The sequence below is a fragment of the Vogesella indigofera genome (assembly GCF_028548395.1).
Lineage (GTDB): Bacteria > Pseudomonadota > Gammaproteobacteria > Burkholderiales > Chromobacteriaceae > Vogesella > Vogesella indigofera_A.
The window spans coordinates 365070-380362 of sequence record NZ_JAQQLA010000003.1; the positions used below are offsets into that span (position 1 = coordinate 365070).

General features: G+C 67.1%; 16 protein-coding genes. 6 read left to right on the forward strand and 10 right to left on the reverse strand.

The genetic code is table 11. From position 1 onward, the window contains the following. Nucleotides 1-2: 2 nt before the first annotated feature. From PQU89_RS03720 to PQU89_RS03730, 3 genes are all read left to right on the forward strand, one after another. The gene (locus PQU89_RS03720) at nucleotides 3-806 is read left to right on the forward strand and encodes a TrmH family RNA methyltransferase (protein ID WP_272764677.1); all 804 of its coding nucleotides are present in this window, start codon (nucleotides 3-5) and stop codon (nucleotides 804-806) included. 97 nt (nucleotides 807-903) lie between these two features. After that, nucleotides 904-1635 (forward strand): pseudouridine synthase, encoded by a 732-nt coding sequence (locus PQU89_RS03725; RefSeq protein ID WP_272764678.1) that lies wholly within the window; start codon nucleotides 904-906, stop codon nucleotides 1633-1635. A gap of 81 nt (nucleotides 1636-1716) precedes the next feature. After that, nucleotides 1717-2703: a hypothetical protein gene (locus PQU89_RS03730; protein WP_272764679.1), complete on the forward strand. Its 987-nt coding sequence runs from the start codon at nucleotides 1717-1719 to the stop codon at nucleotides 2701-2703. A gap of 125 nt (nucleotides 2704-2828) precedes the next feature. Here PQU89_RS03730 and PQU89_RS03735 read toward each other — a convergent pair whose 3' ends face one another. Together PQU89_RS03735 and PQU89_RS03740 are read right to left on the reverse strand one after the other, a co-directional pair. After that, entirely contained in the window at nucleotides 2829-3293 is a 465-nt protein-coding gene (locus PQU89_RS03735) for a GNAT family N-acetyltransferase (RefSeq protein ID WP_272757241.1), read from the reverse strand. After that, complete coding sequence (locus PQU89_RS03740; protein ID WP_272764680.1) at nucleotides 3286-4500, reverse strand: alkaline phosphatase family protein; 1215 nt, start codon at nucleotides 4498-4500, stop codon at nucleotides 3286-3288. Before PQU89_RS03740 ends, PQU89_RS03735 begins: the two co-directional genes overlap by 8 nt. A gap of 67 nt (nucleotides 4501-4567) precedes the next feature. Between PQU89_RS03740 and PQU89_RS03745 the strand changes: the two genes are divergently transcribed. After that, the gene (locus tag PQU89_RS03745; protein WP_272764681.1) at nucleotides 4568-4915 is read left to right on the forward strand and encodes a YkgJ family cysteine cluster protein; all 348 of its coding nucleotides are present in this window, start codon (nucleotides 4568-4570) and stop codon (nucleotides 4913-4915) included. Between the two features lie 40 nt (nucleotides 4916-4955). Here PQU89_RS03745 and PQU89_RS03750 read toward each other — a convergent pair whose 3' ends face one another. From PQU89_RS03750 to PQU89_RS03765, 4 genes are all read right to left on the reverse strand, one after another. Continuing rightward, nucleotides 4956-6026, reverse strand: a complete 1071-nt coding sequence (locus tag PQU89_RS03750; protein ID WP_272764682.1) for a DUF1513 domain-containing protein — start codon at nucleotides 6024-6026, stop codon at nucleotides 4956-4958. Continuing rightward, nucleotides 6016-7047, reverse strand: a complete 1032-nt coding sequence (locus PQU89_RS03755; RefSeq protein WP_272764683.1) for an imelysin family protein — start codon at nucleotides 7045-7047, stop codon at nucleotides 6016-6018. The genes PQU89_RS03750 and PQU89_RS03755 overlap by 11 nt, the downstream gene beginning before the upstream one ends. A 47-nt stretch (nucleotides 7048-7094) precedes the next feature. Then, nucleotides 7095-8507, reverse strand: a complete 1413-nt coding sequence (locus tag PQU89_RS03760) for a di-heme oxidoreductase family protein (RefSeq protein WP_272764684.1) — start codon at nucleotides 8505-8507, stop codon at nucleotides 7095-7097. Between the two features lie 73 nt (nucleotides 8508-8580). Continuing rightward, the gene (locus PQU89_RS03765) at nucleotides 8581-9765 is read right to left on the reverse strand and encodes an imelysin family protein (RefSeq protein ID WP_272764685.1); all 1185 of its coding nucleotides are present in this window, start codon (nucleotides 9763-9765) and stop codon (nucleotides 8581-8583) included. A 142-nt stretch (nucleotides 9766-9907) separates the two neighbouring features. Here PQU89_RS03765 and PQU89_RS03770 point away from each other — a divergent pair, with 142 nt between their 5' ends. Both PQU89_RS03770 and PQU89_RS03775 read left to right on the forward strand, forming a co-directional pair. Beyond that, entirely contained in the window at nucleotides 9908-10258 is a 351-nt protein-coding gene (locus PQU89_RS03770) for a hypothetical protein (protein ID WP_272757248.1), read from the forward strand. 292 nt (nucleotides 10259-10550) lie between these two features. Then, on the forward strand, nucleotides 10551-11678 hold the full coding sequence (locus PQU89_RS03775) for an HD-GYP domain-containing protein (RefSeq protein WP_272764686.1): 1128 nt from the start codon (nucleotides 10551-10553) through the stop codon (nucleotides 11676-11678). Nucleotides 11679-11794: 116 nt separating this feature from the next. Here the strand turns inward: PQU89_RS03775 and PQU89_RS03780 are convergent, their stop codons facing one another. The 4 genes from PQU89_RS03780 to PQU89_RS03795 form a co-directional block, all read right to left on the reverse strand. Next, nucleotides 11795-12376 (reverse strand): HD domain-containing protein, encoded by a 582-nt coding sequence (locus PQU89_RS03780; protein ID WP_272764687.1) that lies wholly within the window; start codon nucleotides 12374-12376, stop codon nucleotides 11795-11797. A gap of 149 nt (nucleotides 12377-12525) precedes the next feature. After that, nucleotides 12526-13248 carry a substrate-binding periplasmic protein gene (locus PQU89_RS03785; protein ID WP_272764688.1) on the reverse strand — a complete coding sequence of 241 codons (723 nt, stop codon included), beginning with the start codon at nucleotides 13246-13248 and terminating at the stop codon, nucleotides 12526-12528. A gap of 206 nt (nucleotides 13249-13454) precedes the next feature. Further along, nucleotides 13455-14642 (reverse strand): 2-methylaconitate cis-trans isomerase PrpF, encoded by a 1188-nt coding sequence (prpF, locus tag PQU89_RS03790; RefSeq protein ID WP_272764689.1) that lies wholly within the window; start codon nucleotides 14640-14642, stop codon nucleotides 13455-13457. Between the two features lie 82 nt (nucleotides 14643-14724). Then, nucleotides 14725-15291: a 2'-5' RNA ligase family protein gene (locus PQU89_RS03795; protein WP_272764690.1), complete on the reverse strand. Its 567-nt coding sequence runs from the start codon at nucleotides 15289-15291 to the stop codon at nucleotides 14725-14727. Nucleotides 15292-15293: the final 2 nt, after the last annotated feature.

Sequence of the window (15293 nt, forward strand, 5' to 3'; positions counted from 1 at the left end):
GCATGACATTCCATAAAATCATTACCTCGGCCGCCAATGACGAGATGAAATCGCTGGCGCGGCTGCTGGACAACGCCCGTGAGCGGCGCAAGCAACAACTGCTGGTGCTGGAAGGGCTGCACCTGCTGCAGGCCGCGCTGGACGCCGGGCTGCCGCTGCACGCGGTGTACGTCAACGAGGCGGCGCAGCAGCATCCGGAATGGCTGGCGCTGCACAGCCGCATCGACCGTGCCGTGCCGTGTAGCCTGGTCAGTACCGCGGTGCTGGCCAAGGTCACCGCGCTGGCAACGCCGGCGGAGGTGCTGGTGCTGTGCCCGCGGCCACAGGGCAGCGCCGCCCATCAGGAAGCGGCGGTAATGCTGGACGACGTGCAGGACCCGGGCAATATGGGCACCATCCTGCGCTGCGCCGCAGCGGCCAACGTGCGCCAGGTGTACCTGTCCAAGGGCTGCGTCGACGTCTATTCCCCCAAGGTGTTGCGCGCCGGCATGGGCGCCCACTTTGTGTTGCAGATCCACGAGCAGGCGGATCTCGCCGCCGAGCTGGCGCGCTGGCCCGGCCCGCGGCTGGCGACGCACCTGGAAGGCAGCGTGTCGCTGTACAGCGAAGACCTGCGCGGCGCGGTGGCCTTCGTGTTCGGCAACGAGGGCAAGGGTGTGTCGGCGCAGGTGCTGGCCGCCTGCGACCGCCGCGTGCGCATCCCGATGCCCGGCCACGCCGAGTCGCTGAACGTGGCGATGGCGGCCACCGTCTGCCTGTTCGAGCGCGTGCGGCAGGGCGAGGTCGCGGCCCCCGGCGCCGTGTAATCAGCGCTTTGCCAATCGGGCGGCGCTCACTACAATACGCGGCCTGTTATTACACGCGCGGTGCCGCCAGCGGCCTGACGCTACTCCGGAGTGAAGAATGGAACCCGTACGACTTTCAAAACGCATGGCTGAAATGGGGCTTTGTTCTCGCCGCGAGGCCGACAGCTATATCGAGCAGGGCTGGGTCAAGGTCAACGGCAGCGTGGCGGTGCTGGGGCAGAAGGTGGTGACCGGCGACGACATCCAGCTCGACAAGAAAATGACCCAGGCGCAGGAGCGCCGCGTCACCATCCTGATCAACAAACCGATGGGCTACGTCTCCGGCCAGGCCGAGATGGGCTACCTGCCGGCGGCGGCGCTGATCACGCCGGACAACCACTGGGAAGAAGACAAGTCCGGGCTGCGCTTCTCGCGCGACCACATGAAAGGGCTGGCGCCGGCCGGCCGCCTCGACATCGACTCGGTCGGCCTGCTGGTGCTGACCCAGGACGGCCGCGTGGCGAAAGAGCTGATCGGCGAAAACTCCGACGTGGAAAAGGAATACCTGGTGCGCGTCGAGGGCGAGCTGTCCGACGAAGGCCTGCGCCTGCTCAACCACGGGCTATCGCTGGACGGCAAGGCGCTGATCCCGGCCAAGGTGTGGTGGCAGAACGACGACCAGCTGCGCTTCATCCTGAAGGAAGGCAAGAAGCGCCAGATCCGCCGCATGTGCGAGGCCGTCGGCCTGCACGTGGTCGGCCTGAAGCGCATCCGCATCGGCAAGGTGATGCTGGGCGACCTGCCGACCGGCAAGTGGCGCTATCTGGCAGCGGACGAGCAGTTCTCCTGATTCCTGGCCATGCGGCCAACCTTGTTGGCCGCAATTTCATGCAGCCGGCAGGGATACAGTCACGATAAAGCGGGCAGGGCGATGAGCTTCTTTTTGCAGCGGTGGTTGGGCGGCGGCGGCCCCTGGGGGCGGCAGGAGGTGTCGCAGGCGGTGGAGCGGCTGATCGACGAGGTTGATCCCAAGGTGCGGCTACTGCCGCGCAGCCAGCAACAGCTGCAGCGTGGCGTGCGCGACACCCTGCGCTACGCCAGCGAGCTGATCGAGCACCTGCCGGCGCCGCTGGACCTCAGCCCCGCCGGCTACACCACCGACCGCCGCGTCGGCCTGTTGTTCGCGTCGCCGGAAAGCCTGTGCCGCGTGCTGCAGGGCAGCGAGGCGCTGCAGCAGTACTTTTCCCATCCTTCCAATCCCGACACCGCCTATCTGCTATTGGTGATGCAGCCGCAGGCGCGCCAGCGCCTCGGCAGCCAGCTGCTGCCCGATGGTCAGGTGCAGAACGACGTACCGCAGCAGGTGATCAGCTTCGAGCAGCACCGGGTGGTGGCGGCCTACGACAGCCTGAAAAACCTGCGGCAACTGGCCGGCATGGAGGCATTCAACGCCTTGTGCCGTGACCTGGCGCGGCGGGTGGCGCTGTGCGATGCCCGCCGCCAGCAGCTGGAGGCCGAGCGCCAGCGTGTGCTGTTGCGGCTGGCGGCCGGTGGTCAGACGCTGATCAACGCCGCCGCGCTGCGCGGCCGCGACGACGTCAAGGATGACGAGCTGCCGCGCCGCTTGCAGCAGCTGAACGCGGAGCTGGCGGTGATGGGCAAGCAGCTGTCGCTGCCGGGCAAGCTGGACTACCTGCGCCAGGTGCTACGCCAGCCGCAGCAGTACTTCAAGGCCGGGCTGGAATCGACATGGCTGGATCGCATGGGGGTGGTGACGCCACCGGATCTCGGTGGCGCGCAACTGGATTTCGGCCTGATGAAGCTGGGCGAGGCCGAGGACAGCGTGCGCGAGCGGGTGGTGTTCCCCGGCAGCATCACGCGCCGCGACCTGAAGCAGTGGCGCGAACGTTGGCCGTAATGAGGCGGCCAACGGCGGCCGTCAGGCCGGTCTAGAGCCGCCTGGACCAAGGCGCGCCGACGCAGGCAGTACAGGTAGTCCGGTAAGGCGGCGCCACGCAGGGTCAGGGGTTCTGTTAGTGGCGCTTATTCCTGCGGCAGGGTTGCCTTGCCGTAGTGCAGGAACACCTCGTCGCGCACCCAGCCGCTATTGTGGTACAGCTTTTGCGCGGCCTGGTTGTCGCGGGCGGTGGATAGCTCCAGCCGCACGAAGCCGTTGTCGCGGGCGTAGCGTTCGATGTGGCCAAGCAGGCCGCTGGCAATGCCGCGCTGGCGGTCCTGCGGCCGGGTGAACAGGTCGTACAGCACGTAGATCGGCGCCGCCGCCAGCGAGCAGAACGACGGGTACAGCTGGCAGAAGCCGAGCACCTCGCCGTCACTGTGTTCCGCCAGGAAAATCACCGATTCGTTCTTGGTCATGCGCGCCTGCAGGAAACGTCGTGCCAGCTCACGGTCGCTGCTTTCGCCGTAAAACTGGCGGTATTCGTCAAACAGCACGGCCAGTGCGGTCAGGTCGTTGTGTCCGGCGCGGCGTATCGTCGGGTCACTCATCACTTGCTACTCCTTCTTTTCCGTCAATCACGATCAGCGGCACCATCATCTCGGCGGCGGACAACCCGCCGTGGTTGCCCAGCAGCTTGGGCAGCGGGGCGTCGGCCGGCGAATCCAGCAGCCCCCAGTCCTCTTTCATTAGCAGCACATAGTCGCCGACGCGTGCGGCCAACCTTGGATCATTGGTATCGGCGCCGGGGCCGAACCAGGTCTCGTCCAGCAGCTGCGCCGCCGGTAGGCACCAGGCGGCATGGCCGAGCAGGCGTGCGGCCAGCTGCGGAAACTCCGCCAGCCGTTCCGGCTTGACGTGGCAGAACGCCACCCGTGGCTCGCCGGACAGCGGCTGGCGCAGGCAGGCGGCCAGCTCCGGGAAATCGCGCAGCTGCAGCAGGCGCGGCGGCGGGATGTCCATCTGGCCGTGATCGGCGCTGATGCACAGCACGGCGTCGCGGCCGGGCAGCGCGGCGGCAAAGGCGGCGCAGTGCGCCTCGATACGCTGCAACAGCTGGCGGCAACGCGGGTGCGTGGTGCCCTTGTGGTGCATGATCGAATCCAGGTCCGGGATGTAGGCGTAGACGAACTGCGGCGCGCTCGCCTCGCGCAGCAGCGTGTCCAGCTGGCGGAACAGGTCTTCGTAGGAGCTCCAGCCGTGGCGCTCTGCGCTGCCGCCGTGGTGCAGGCTGTAGGCGGAGTCCAGAATGTAGTTCGGCTGCAGCACGATCTGGCGCCGCGGCCCGGTGAGCGCCGAGGGCGTCTGGTACACGCGGCGTGCCAGTTCGGCCGGGTCGTCCGGGGTGTGGCTGCCGCGGTGGCGCACCGTCAGCGGCAAGGGCGTGACCACGGCGTCGACCTCCGGCGCCGCCAGATGCCAGCCGGTGAGGGTGTGCACGCTGGGTGGCAACCCGGTGAGGTAAGTGGTGATGGCGCTGGTGGTGGTGCTGGGGAACACCGACGTCAGTGCCAGCGTTTGCTGCTGCCGCAACCAGCCGCCGGGCGACAGCTCGGCCAATTGCCGACAGCCCATGCCGTCGATGACCAGCAGGATGATGGTTTGCGCCTGCTCCAGCCGTGCCAGCGACGGGTGCTGTAGCGGCGGGCAGGGGCTGGGGCTGCCGTGCAGGCGGGCGGCGAGGTTGGCGATGCCGTGTTCCGGGTGCGGGAACACCAGGCCGGCGGTACTCAGCTGTGGTCGGGTCGGTTGCGTCACTTGCGGCGATGGCCAGGTTGCGGTAATACCTGTACTTTTACCATTTTCACCGCATTCCAGATAGCTGATGGCTGCTTATCCTGTTTCCTGTACCAGCTGCGGCGCCTGTTGCGCCGCGTTCCGGGTGTCGTTTCACCGCGCCGAACTGGCCGGCCCCGAGCGCCGCGGCGTGCCGCCGGCCATGGCGGTGGTCGAGGTCGGCAACACCATGCGCATGTGCGGCACCGACGAGCACACCCTGCGCTGCGTCGCGCTGCAGGGCACCGTCGGCGAGTCGGTCAGCTGCAGCATCTACGCCGACCGGCCGTCGCCGTGCCGCGAATTCGGCGCGCTGGCCGATGTCGGCATCTACGAGCGTGCCTGCAACCGCGCGCGCGCGCGCCACGGCCTGCCGGCGCTGCCGGTGGACGACTAGGGTCGGCGCCACGGTTAAATCCGTGTTGACCGGCCCCGAATCACAGCAGCACCAGATGGTTGTCCCACTTCACCGGGAAGTGCTGGCTGCGCGCGGCGACGATCTGCAGTTGCTGGCTGTCGATCCACACGATGTCGCCCAGCTCGTTACTGACGATGAAGTGGCGCTGGTCCGGTGTCGCAGCGATGCCGGCCGGCTTGCTCAGCGCCACCGACCCCAGGAATTCGCCGGCACCTGACCAGAACACCACCTGGTCGCCCTTGGTGGCGGTGCAGGCGATGCGGGTCGCCGTCGCAGCCACGCTGGCGGCGTAGCCGTTGCAGGCGCTTGCCAGTTCCGGCGGCAGCGGCAGGCTGCGCAGCCCACTGCTTTCGTGCCACAGGCTGGCCAGCGGTGCGCTGCCTTCGCCCTCGTACTGCAGGGCCACCGCGTAGTGGCCGTCGGCCACCACCGCCAGATGACGCAGCGACAGCTTGTTGTCCGGCAGGCGGAAGCTGGCCACGCTGCGGCCAACCTTGAGATCGACGATGTCCAGGCTGGGCTGCATGCTGTGCACGTTGAGCTTGATTCGGCCGCTTTCCGGCAGCGTCAGGATGCCACCGTTGGCGACCAGGATGCGGCCGCCTTGCAGCGGCAGCAGCTGGTGCGGGCCGATGCCGCCGGACGGTAGCTCGCGTTGCGGTGCCAGCGTCAGCGCGTCGCGCAGGGTCAGCAGGCCGTCGCCGCTGTCGATGTTGCTATCGGTGGTGACCAGCACGCCGCCGGGCAGCACGATGCCGTGGCCGAAGCCGTGACGGTCGTCCGGATAGTCGTACCACGCCAGCGTCTCGCCGCTGTGCCAGTCGAGCCGCGCGATGAAGCTGCCGGGGCGGCGCGCGAACACCAGACACTCGTGCGGCCGGCCGGGTAGCAGCGCGATGTGGTGGCCGCGCTGCGGCAGGGTGCCGGCTGTGCTGCGGCCGGCAGCGCCGACGCGGTGCTCGTTGCGGCCAACGTCGTAGGCCGACAGCAGCTGCAGCGGTGTTTCGCCGGCCAGGCTGCGCAGCGGCCACGCCAGCAGCGCGGCGGCCACGCCCTGCAACAGGCGGCGGCGTTGCGGATCAGTCGCCATCGGATTCATTGAAGCTGAGCGTGATGTCCAAGCTGTCGGCGACCGGGCCTTCCAGCAGGGTCAGCAGCGCGGCCAACGCCTGCACCGCCGCCTTTTCCTTGCCGCTGCGGCCAACCTGTACCAAGTTGTCCGGCAGCTGCGCCAGCCCCTTGCCCACCGCCGCCACCCGCTGGCGCAGCTGCTGCGCCAACGCCGGTTGCGGGCCTTGCGCCAGCAGCTGTGCCAGCGCGAAATCCTTGCCGTTACCGCCGACCAACAACTGTTGCAGCAGGTCGAACTGCGCCTGTAGTAGCCGCTTGCCGCTGTGGCTGCGCTGGCCGCTGACCAGCTCCGGCTTCTGGCTGGAAAGGCGCGACAATTCCTTGTGCAGCTCGTTATTGCCGGCCAGCGTCAGGTTGATGATTTCCTCCAGCGCCTGCTGGCTGGACGGCAGGTCGTCGGCACTTTCGCCGGCAGCAATACGCGCGGCAAAGCGCTGCCACTGGCGCTGCAGTTCGGTGCTGTGTTCGCCGATGTCGTCGGCGTTGCGTTGCAGCCAGGCGCAGACGCCGGGCGTGGCCAGGCTGGCGGCGGGGCGGTACAGCAGGTACTCGATGGCGGTGTAGCCCTTGGCCGCGGTGCCGGTGGTGTCGAAGACGTCGGCCTCGTGTGCGGCGCTGCGGTTGACCGCACTGTCGACCAGCGTGGTACGCGTCGGCTTGAAGGCGATGGTGCGCTGGCTGCGCAGCTGCGCCGTCGGCCCCCAGTTCAGCGCCGCGACGCGCATCCAGCTGCCGTAGGCCTGTTGCCACTGCTGGCGTACCGCCGCCAGGCCCGCATCATCCGGCCGGGCGCAGCTGTGCTGCAGCTGGCTGGCTAGCGCGCGGTTGGCGGCGGCTAGCTGCTGGTAGCGCGGCAGCAGGGTGTCGTTGAGTACGTACTGCACATAGCGCGACGTCGCATCGCGCGGTGCGGCGGTGTCGGCGTGGGCCGCGCCTGCGAGCAGCAGTGCCGACAGGGTCAAAACGGATTTCAGTTGCATGGTCGCTCCGCTGTCGCCGGCACCAGGGCAGGGTGCCGGCTTCGGGGTCAAAGGGATTCGAGGAAGCGCAGCAGGGCGGCGCGGTCGGTCTTGTTGAAAGCCATGAAGCGCTGCTTGGCGGCCTCAGCCTCGCCGCCGTGCCACAGGATGGCTTCGCTCAGGTTGCGCGCGCGGCCGTCGTGCAGATAGCGGGTGTGGCCGTTGACGTCGGCAAACAGTCCGATGCCCCACAGCGGCGGCGTTTTCCACTCCTGGCCGTTGGCCAGCCCGTCGGGGCGGCCGTCGGCCAGGCCCGGGCCCATGTCATGCAGCAGCAGATCGGTGTAGGGGCTGATCTTCTGGCCGGACACTTCCGGCAGACCGCGCAGCGGGCCGGTGGTGTAGCCGGCCACGTGGCAGTTGCTGCACTGTGCCTGGCTGAACAGCCACTTGCCGCGGCGCACCTCGGCGCTGTCGGCCTCGCGCTGCGCCGGCACCGCCAGCGTGCGGCTGTAGAAGATCACCGCGTCCAGCTTGTCCTTCGGGATTTCCGGCTTGCCACCGCGCGTGGCCTGGCGGCAGTCACGCTGCGCGGGCAGGCACTCTTCCTGCGGGAAATGGCGCGAGGTGATGCCGATGTCGCCGTTGAAGGCGCCGGCAGACTGGTGGGCGATGGTGGCGACATTGGCCTTCCAGCCGAAGCGGCCGAGCATGGCCTTGCCGGCATAGGCGTCGGGCACGTAATTGGCGCGGCCGGACACGCCAAGGTTGGCCGCAGCCTGCGCGCGGGCGTTGGCGAGGATGTCCTGCTCGCGGATCGCCTCCAGCAGGCCGAGGCCGATCATCTGCGGCGCGATGCGCGGCGACACCTGCACTTGCGGATGGAGCGGGCCGTAGCCCAGCTCGGTAAAGCGGTACTGCGGCTGCAGCAGCTCGAACGGCTCGCCATCGGGGAAGCTGCCCGTTTGCGGCTGGTAGCTGATCTGCACCTTGCCTTCCGGTTTGACGCCGGGAATGGCGTCGTTGTTGAACTGGCCGCCGTAGTTCGGCTCCGGCTGCGGGCCGTTGCCTCCGGGGACGGACAGGCGGAACAGCAGCGCCATCGGCTGCTCGGCCTGCAGCTGCTTGTCGAACTGCGGCGGTGCGCCACGGCCGTCCAGCGCGTGACAGGCGCCGCAGGAGCGGGCGATGAAGTGCGGCCCCAGCCCGTCGCGGGCGGTGGTCGACGACGGCGCCTCGACCCAGGCCTTCTTGAAGAAGGAGTTGCCGACAAAGAAACGTGTCTGTCGCTCGGACGCCATATTGGCGGCCGACAGCGAGAACGCGTTGCGGCCGGTCTCGTACACGGTGGTGTCGCCGCCCAGCTTTTCATCGCCGTCGTGATACGGCGCCAGCTCCGGCAGCGAGGTAAAGCCGACCAGCCCGCCGAGGATCAGGCCGGCGCAGAGCCACGAGGCGGGGCGCAAAAAAAGTTTTGTCATGGTGCGTTCCGAATAGGCAAAAACCCGCTCGGCGAACCGAGCGGGGGCGGTGTTGGCTGCTGACGGCAGGGGCCTAGCCGTTGACGTTCAGCTTCTTGATGCCGATGGTCTTGGCGGCTTCCACCAGGCTGCTAGCCTGTTTCTTCAGCGCGGCGACAGTGGCCTGCACCCGGCTGCGGCCGTCCTTGTTGACGATTTCCTGGTCGAACGGCGCCTTGATCGCCTCGGCACGGGCCTGGGTGGCGGCCATGTCGGCGGTCACGCGCTCGGCGGCCTTGGCATTGCTGGCGGCGACCAGATCACGCAGGCTGGCGCCCTTGAGCAGGCTGCCGTCCACGCGAGTGTACTCGCCCAGCCACACGTTCTGGATGCCACGGGCGTTGGTGGCGATATCGCGGTGGGTGTTGTCGGAGAAGCAGGAGTGCTCGTCTTCCTGGTTGCGGCTGTCCAGCGCCACTTCGATGCGCTCGCCGGCCAGCTCCGCCCGCGACAGCACGCCGATGCCGACCAGCATCTGGCGCAGCGCGTCCGGTTTCTTCTCGAACTTGGCGCGGAAGTTGTTGCTGTTCGGTTGCCAGGCGGCAACCAGATAGCCCAGGTCGTCGACCAGCAGCTCGGCGGCGGTTTTCAGGTACTCGCGGCGGCGGTCGGCGTTGTTGCCCTGGCCGTCGACAAAGTCGGTGTAGCTGCGCTTGCCGGCGCCGTTGCTGTCGAAGTCCTGGCCCCACAGCAGGAATTCGATGGCGTGGTAACCGGTGGAGATGTTTTCCTCACCGCCGCGCTCGTTCAGCGAGCTGAGCAGCTTCTTGCTGATCACCACCTTGCGGTTGTTGACCACGCCTGCGCTTGGCTTGCCCTTGACGCCATCGATATAGGCTTCGTCCAGCGGCCAGGCGTTGATCTGGCCTTCCGGGCCGCGGGCGTCGTCGATCGGGCCGCCGTAGAAGCGGAAGGCTTCGGTCTGGCCGTACGGCTCGCGTGCGGCCAACCAGGCCTGGCGTGCCTGCTTCAGGCCGGCTTCGCTCGGGGCGGCGACAAAGGCGTTGATCGCGGTTTGCAGAGCCTTGGCGGTGAGCAGCGAATCTTCGTAGCTGGCGAACACGATCTGGCTGTACTGCTGTACTACCGCCTCGCGGCTGATCTCGGCGGCCGAGGCGTGGACAGGAGAGAGCAGGGCGCCGAGCAAGGCGGCCGCGAGCAGGGTTTTGCGCATGATGGAATCCGGCTTGATGAATGGGTGATGAAACGAAGAATTCATGATAATCACTCGCAGTTATCGCGGTCAACTTAATCGAGAATCGTTCTTGTTTTTGTGCCATTTTGTCATATTGCGCGGGCGTTCGCGCCGTGGGCTGGCTTCGTGGTATCCTTGCGCCCCTTTCAAATTACCCCGCCCCGGCATGCGAGACCCCTGCGACCACTACACCATGGACCTAATCGGCGGCAGCCGCGCCAAACCCGGGCGCAAGCCGCTGGGTGAACGCGCGATGACGGCTGCCGAGCGCAAGCGTCGTTCGCGCGAGTTGCGTCGCAACCGCCTGCAGGAACTGTCGGTGACGGTGGAGCTGTCGCGCGACGCGCAAAAGGCGCTCGACAAGATGATCGAGTGGTGGGGTGTCAGCAAGAAAGAGGCGATCAACCGCGCGATGCTGATCGCCTGCCAGTCGCAGACCGGGCGCACCGGCATGCTGTTCGACCTTGATCCTGCCTTTTTGCTGACCGAACGCGGCAGCAAGCGCCGCCAGCGCTGAGGCGGCGGGCGGAAGCATCGTTCGCCCTGACCTGCCGGTCAGACCGTATTGCCCGCTGCCGTTTGCCTGTCTTCGTTTCCGCCTGCCATCGCGGCAAGGTTGGCCGCCGGTCGTTGCACCCGGAAAACCGGATGGCCGTCACGCTGCTGACACCCGCCCCCGTACCCGTTACGCCGCAGTGCCCATGACGTCGCTATATCGCGACAGCCCTCTCCCGTGCTTGACGCAGATCAAGCGAGCCATGCCATTTGGAATTAATAATGGCCGATTGTTTCAATAGGAAGTGGCTGCCATGGCACTCAAACAGCTTTCGCCCGCCGATGTCATGCTGGGCAAACCGCTGGAGCAGGCGGTGTACAACGCGGATGGCCATCTGCTGCTGAACAAGGGCTCGGTGCTGCGCGACCCCGGCGCCAAGCAGAAATTGCTGGCCATGGGCCACAAGGAAGTGGTGCCCGGTGCCGCGCCGGTGGCGCCGGTTGCCAGCACGCCGCGGGCGGAGCAGCTGCGCGAGCCGGTGTTCGCGCTGGTGCAGCACGCGGCGGTGACGCTGAACGCGATGCTGGTCGACCAGCAGGCCGATGTCCACCGCGACCAGTTCATCACCCGAATCCGCTCGCTGGCCGGCCGCCTGCAGGCCGCCTGCCTGCAGGACCCGGAAGCCGCCATCGCCGCTATCCACCTGTTTCACGAAGGCGAGTACGCACTGCGCCACCACCTGTCGGTGGGCGTGGTCAGCGCGCTGCTGGCCGAAGCCGACGGTCGTCTGGACAAGGCACAGCAGCATTCGCTGATCTGCGCCGCGCTCACCCACGATATCGGCATCTACAGCCTGGCCAACCACAGCGGCGGGCTGACCGAGGAAAAACGCCGCGAGATCAACCAGCACCCGATCACCAGCTGCGCCATTCTCAAGGACATCGGCGTCGACGACGAGCTGTGGCTGGAAGCGGTGCTGCAGCACCACGAACGCCAGGACGGCAGCGGCTACCCGCTGTGCCTGTCCGGCGGCGCCATCTCGCTGCACGGCAGCCTGCTGGCGGTGGCCGATGTCTACTGCGCGATGACGCGGCCACGGCCGTACCGGCCCAAGGCCTACTTCCCGATGGCGGCGATGCGCGATTTGTATGTCGGGCAGAGCCAGCAGCTGGACAATGCGCTGATCCAGAAGCTGATCAAGGCGCTGGGGCTGATCCCGCCCGGCACCATCGTCAAACTGAAAAACGGTGAAATCGCGGTGGTGAAGAAGCGCAGCACCAATAACGCGCCGCAGGCGTTCTGCCTGTACAACCGCCAGGGCATGCCGATGGCGTCGCCGGACGCGCGCAATACCGCGCTGCCGGACTACGCCATCCAGGGGCGGGTCGACTACGACGACTGCCGCAATGTCGAGGCCGCGATGCGCCGCATCTGGGCCTGAGTGGATCGGCTTGTTGCGGCCAACGTTGGTCGCAAGCGGAGCCGGCAACAGCAGGCGGCTCACAGACAAACAAGCCCGGCGCAACTACGCCGGGCTTGTCTGTTTTCGGGTTGTGCTCAGTCCGCGCCGAACCAGCCCTGTCGCTGCGCGTGCGCCAGCTGCTCGACCAGATAGTCCCACAGCGCCGGACAGCCGCTCTGGATCGGCGGGCCGATGCGCTGCACCACGCGTGCGTGGCTGATGCCGTTCTCGCGCCAGCTCTGGCCGTTGTTAGCCAGGTTCAGCAGCACCGGCATCGCGCGGTCGGCGGCGTGGGCAAAGCGCGCCTCGGCGGTCTCGCCGTCCTCGAATTCCTGCCACAGCGCCATGAAGCGTTGCGCCTGCGCCGCCGGCAGCAGGCCGAAAATCCGCGTCACCGCCGCCAGCTCCGCCGCCTTGCGCTCTTCCCAGCCGTCCTCGGCGTAGACGATGGTGTCGCCGGTGTCGATCTCGCCGATGTCGTGCACCAGCAGCATCGCTACCACGCGGCTGACGTCGACCGGCTCCGTCGCGTACGGTGCCAGCGACGCCGCCAGCATCGCGATCTGCCAGCTGTGCTCTGCGGAATTTTCCTGCCGCGCCAGCCCCAGCGGTCGCGTCTTGCGGGTGACGCCCTTCAGTTTGTCCAGTTCCAGGATGAAATCGATGATCTGCTGCATGGTACTTTCCTCGTGAACAGTCCGCGATTCTAGCGCCGCGCGGCGTTGCGGTCGAACCGCAGGCGTGCTGTTGCGGCGAGACAAGGGGGTGTTGCCGGGAGTCGCTGTGATGGTGAGCGATGCCGACGGCGTTACCGGGCAGTCGCCGTCTAGCGGTATTTTGCCAAAATGCGTGGCACGGTGTTGTCGTGCTGCAGCCGGGCGATGGCGCGATTGAGTTGCGGCAGGCTGATCTGGCTGAGCCGGGATAGCGCACAGCCGGCACGGTAGCTGTTGAGTACCAGCGGCGGGTGCAGTGCGACCGGTAGCTGCCCCAGTTTCTGCTGGTAGCGCAGGTAGAGCTGGTTGACGGCGGCGTGGTGGGTGCGGCCGGCTTCCAGCTTTTTCAGGTTACTGCTGGCGTTGGGGGCGTCGTCGCGGACAAGGTTGCCGCCGAGGCGGGCTTCCAGTTCCGGGTAGCTGAAGCCGTGAATGGTGCCGATGCTTTGTCCGGCCAGCGCGGCGATGCTGTCGGGGCGTGGCTGGTCGCGGCGGGTGACCAGCAGGTCGGCATTGGGCAGAAACGGACGGGACCAGCGGAACGGGCCGGGCAGCCACTCGGGCAGATACAGGCACACCAGGTCGGCATCGCCATTTTGCAGGCTGCTGCTGATCCGCTTGCGCGGCAACACCCGGAAGCTGGCCTGCTTGCCAAGCTCGCTGGCCAGCGCCTGGCCCAGGTCAAGATGAATGCCGGCCAGCAGCGTGGCGCCTTGCCGGTTGGCCAGTGGCATCTCGGTACTGTCGTCGAGCAGGATCACCAGTTCACCAGGACTGGCGAGGGCCAGTGGTGCGGCCAGCAGCCAGCCGGCCATCCGTAGATATTTTTTCATGGGTAATCGCTGCAGTTGTGCGCTGAGGTGCCGAATCTAACACGCCCGGATCGGCACGAGAATGCTGCTGGCGTGGTATGCGCCGGTGGTCGTCGCGAACAAGACAAAGGCCGGCCCACCTGTGGTGAGTCGGCCTGTTTCAGTCTTGCACTATCGGCAAAGTTGGCCGCAACGGTGCCGGCCGAGGCGTGACGGTTTGCCGCGGCTTACAGGATGTCGCCCGGCACCCGCACCCAGCCTTCCATCAGTACGCGCGCGCTGCGGCTCATGATCGCCTTGGTCACTGCCCACTGGCCATCGACCAGTTTGGCTTCGGCGCCCACGCGCAGGCTGCCGGACGGGTGGCCGAAGCGCACCGCGCTGCGCTCGCCGCCACCGGCGGCCAGGTTCACCAGCGTGCCGGGGATGGCGGCCGCGGTGCCGATGGCTACCGCGGCGGTGCCCATCATGGCGTGGTGCAGTTTACCCATGGACAGCGCGCGTACCAGTAGGTCGATGTCGGCCGCCTTGATTTGCTTGCCGCTGGAGGCGGTGTAGTCGGCCGGCGGCGCCACGAAGGCAATCTTCGGCGTGTGCTGGCGGGTGGCGGCTTCTTCCGCGCTCTTGATTAGCCCCATGCGCAGTGCACCGGCCACGCGGATGGTCTCGAAGCGGGCCAGTGCTGCCGGGTCGCTGTTGATGGCCTCACGCAGCTCGGTGCCGCTGTAGCCGATGTCGGCGGCATTGACGAAGATGGTGGGGATGCCGGCGCTGATCATGGTGGCCGGGAAGGTGCCGACGCCCGGCACTTCCAGCTCGTCCACCAGATTGCCGGTGGGGAACATGGCGCCACCATCGTCGCCGTCATCCGACGGGTCCATGAATTCCAGCACGATCTCTGCCGCCGGGAAGGTGACTCCATCCAGCTCGAAATCACCGGTTTCCTGCACCTGGCCAGCGCTTACTGGCACATGGGCGATGATGGTCTTCTGGATATTGGCCTGCCAGATGCGCACCACGCACACGCCGTTGTCCGGAATGCGCGCCGGGTCCACCAGGCCGGCGTGGAGGGCGAAGGCGCCGGCGGCGGTAGACAGGTTGCCGCAGTTGCCGCTCCAGTCCACAAAGGCCTTGTCGATGGCCACCTGGCCGTACAGGTAGTCCACGTCGTGATCCGGCTGCGTGCTTTTCGATAGGATCACGCACTTGCTGGTGCTGGAGGTGGCGCCGCCCATGCCGTCGATATGGGCGGAGTAGGGGTCGGGGCTGCCGATCACGCGCATGAACAGCGCATCGCGCGCCGCGCCGGGCTGCTGGCAGCTGGCGGGCAGGTCCTGCAGGCGGAAGAACACGCCCTTGCTGGTGCCGCCACGGATATAGGTGGCGGGGATTTTGATCTGTGGAAGATGGGACATGTCTGGCCTTTTCCTGGTTGGGTTTCCCTGCTTGCGGCAAGGGACGACTGTCTGTTTTACGGGTGCGGCGGCGACGATATCGCTACAGCAGGCGCAGTTGCGCATACGGGGATCTGGGCGTCGCCAGCGCCCAGCGCCCAAGCGTCTGGTAGCGGTAAGGCTCGCTGTCGCCGGCCAGCACCAACTGGATTTCATCGATGGTCCAGTCGATGGGGGCGATCACCCGTGACGATAACGACGTTGGTGCCCGGTAGCTGATGGTGACGTGCGGGCGGTGGCTCTGTCTTTCATCCACGCCCTGGGCAATCAGCGCGGACCGAACGGCGCTCAACAACGCCGGAAATCCCTTGGGTTGGCCGCGCGCCCGGAACGCCCAGTGTATTCCCGCCGCCGCCGCATGCTGGCTGCTGATGCGGTTGAGTGTCACCACGCAGCAGTCAGCGGTGATCAGGCTGCCGGCAAGCAGCAGGCGCTCACACAAGCCCGCTTCGTAACGGTAAGGGCGGGACAGCGACTGGTGCCAGTTTTCTGGGGCAAACAGGGCGGCCCCCAGCAGGGTGTGCAGCTGGTGCTTGGTGACTTCCTGCACCATGGCTGACAACACCCCCGGCTGGGGTTTGGCTATCAACAATAGCCGCCGCTCGCTCATGG

Coding starts and splice junctions, on each gene's coding strand:
- PQU89_RS03755 (WP_272764683.1), bottom strand. CDS start 7,047: ATGCAACTGAAATCCGTTTTGACCCTGTCGGCACTGCTGCTCGCAGGC.
- PQU89_RS03770 (WP_272757248.1), top strand. CDS start 9,908: ATGCGAGACCCCTGCGACCACTACACCATGGACCTAATCGGCGGCAGC.
- PQU89_RS03795 (WP_272764690.1), bottom strand. CDS start 15,291: ATGAGCGAGCGGCGGCTATTGTTGATAGCCAAACCCCAGCCGGGGGTG.
- PQU89_RS03735 (WP_272757241.1), bottom strand. CDS start 3,293: ATGAGTGACCCGACGATACGCCGCGCCGGACACAACGACCTGACCGCA.
- prpF (WP_272764689.1), bottom strand. CDS start 14,642: ATGTCCCATCTTCCACAGATCAAAATCCCCGCCACCTATATCCGTGGC.
- PQU89_RS03760 (WP_272764684.1), bottom strand. CDS start 8,507: ATGACAAAACTTTTTTTGCGCCCCGCCTCGTGGCTCTGCGCCGGCCTG.
- PQU89_RS03725 (WP_272764678.1), top strand. CDS start 904: ATGGAACCCGTACGACTTTCAAAACGCATGGCTGAAATGGGGCTTTGT.
- PQU89_RS03765 (WP_272764685.1), bottom strand. CDS start 9,765: ATGAATTCTTCGTTTCATCACCCATTCATCAAGCCGGATTCCATCATG.
- PQU89_RS03775 (WP_272764686.1), top strand. CDS start 10,551: ATGGCACTCAAACAGCTTTCGCCCGCCGATGTCATGCTGGGCAAACCG.
- PQU89_RS03745 (WP_272764681.1), top strand. CDS start 4,568: ATGGCTGCTTATCCTGTTTCCTGTACCAGCTGCGGCGCCTGTTGCGCC.
- PQU89_RS03730 (WP_272764679.1), top strand. CDS start 1,717: ATGAGCTTCTTTTTGCAGCGGTGGTTGGGCGGCGGCGGCCCCTGGGGG.
- PQU89_RS03750 (WP_272764682.1), bottom strand. CDS start 6,026: ATGGCGACTGATCCGCAACGCCGCCGCCTGTTGCAGGGCGTGGCCGCC.
- PQU89_RS03780 (WP_272764687.1), bottom strand. CDS start 12,376: ATGCAGCAGATCATCGATTTCATCCTGGAACTGGACAAACTGAAGGGC.
- PQU89_RS03720 (WP_272764677.1), top strand. CDS start 3: ATGACATTCCATAAAATCATTACCTCGGCCGCCAATGACGAGATGAAA.
- PQU89_RS03785 (WP_272764688.1), bottom strand. CDS start 13,248: ATGAAAAAATATCTACGGATGGCCGGCTGGCTGCTGGCCGCACCACTG.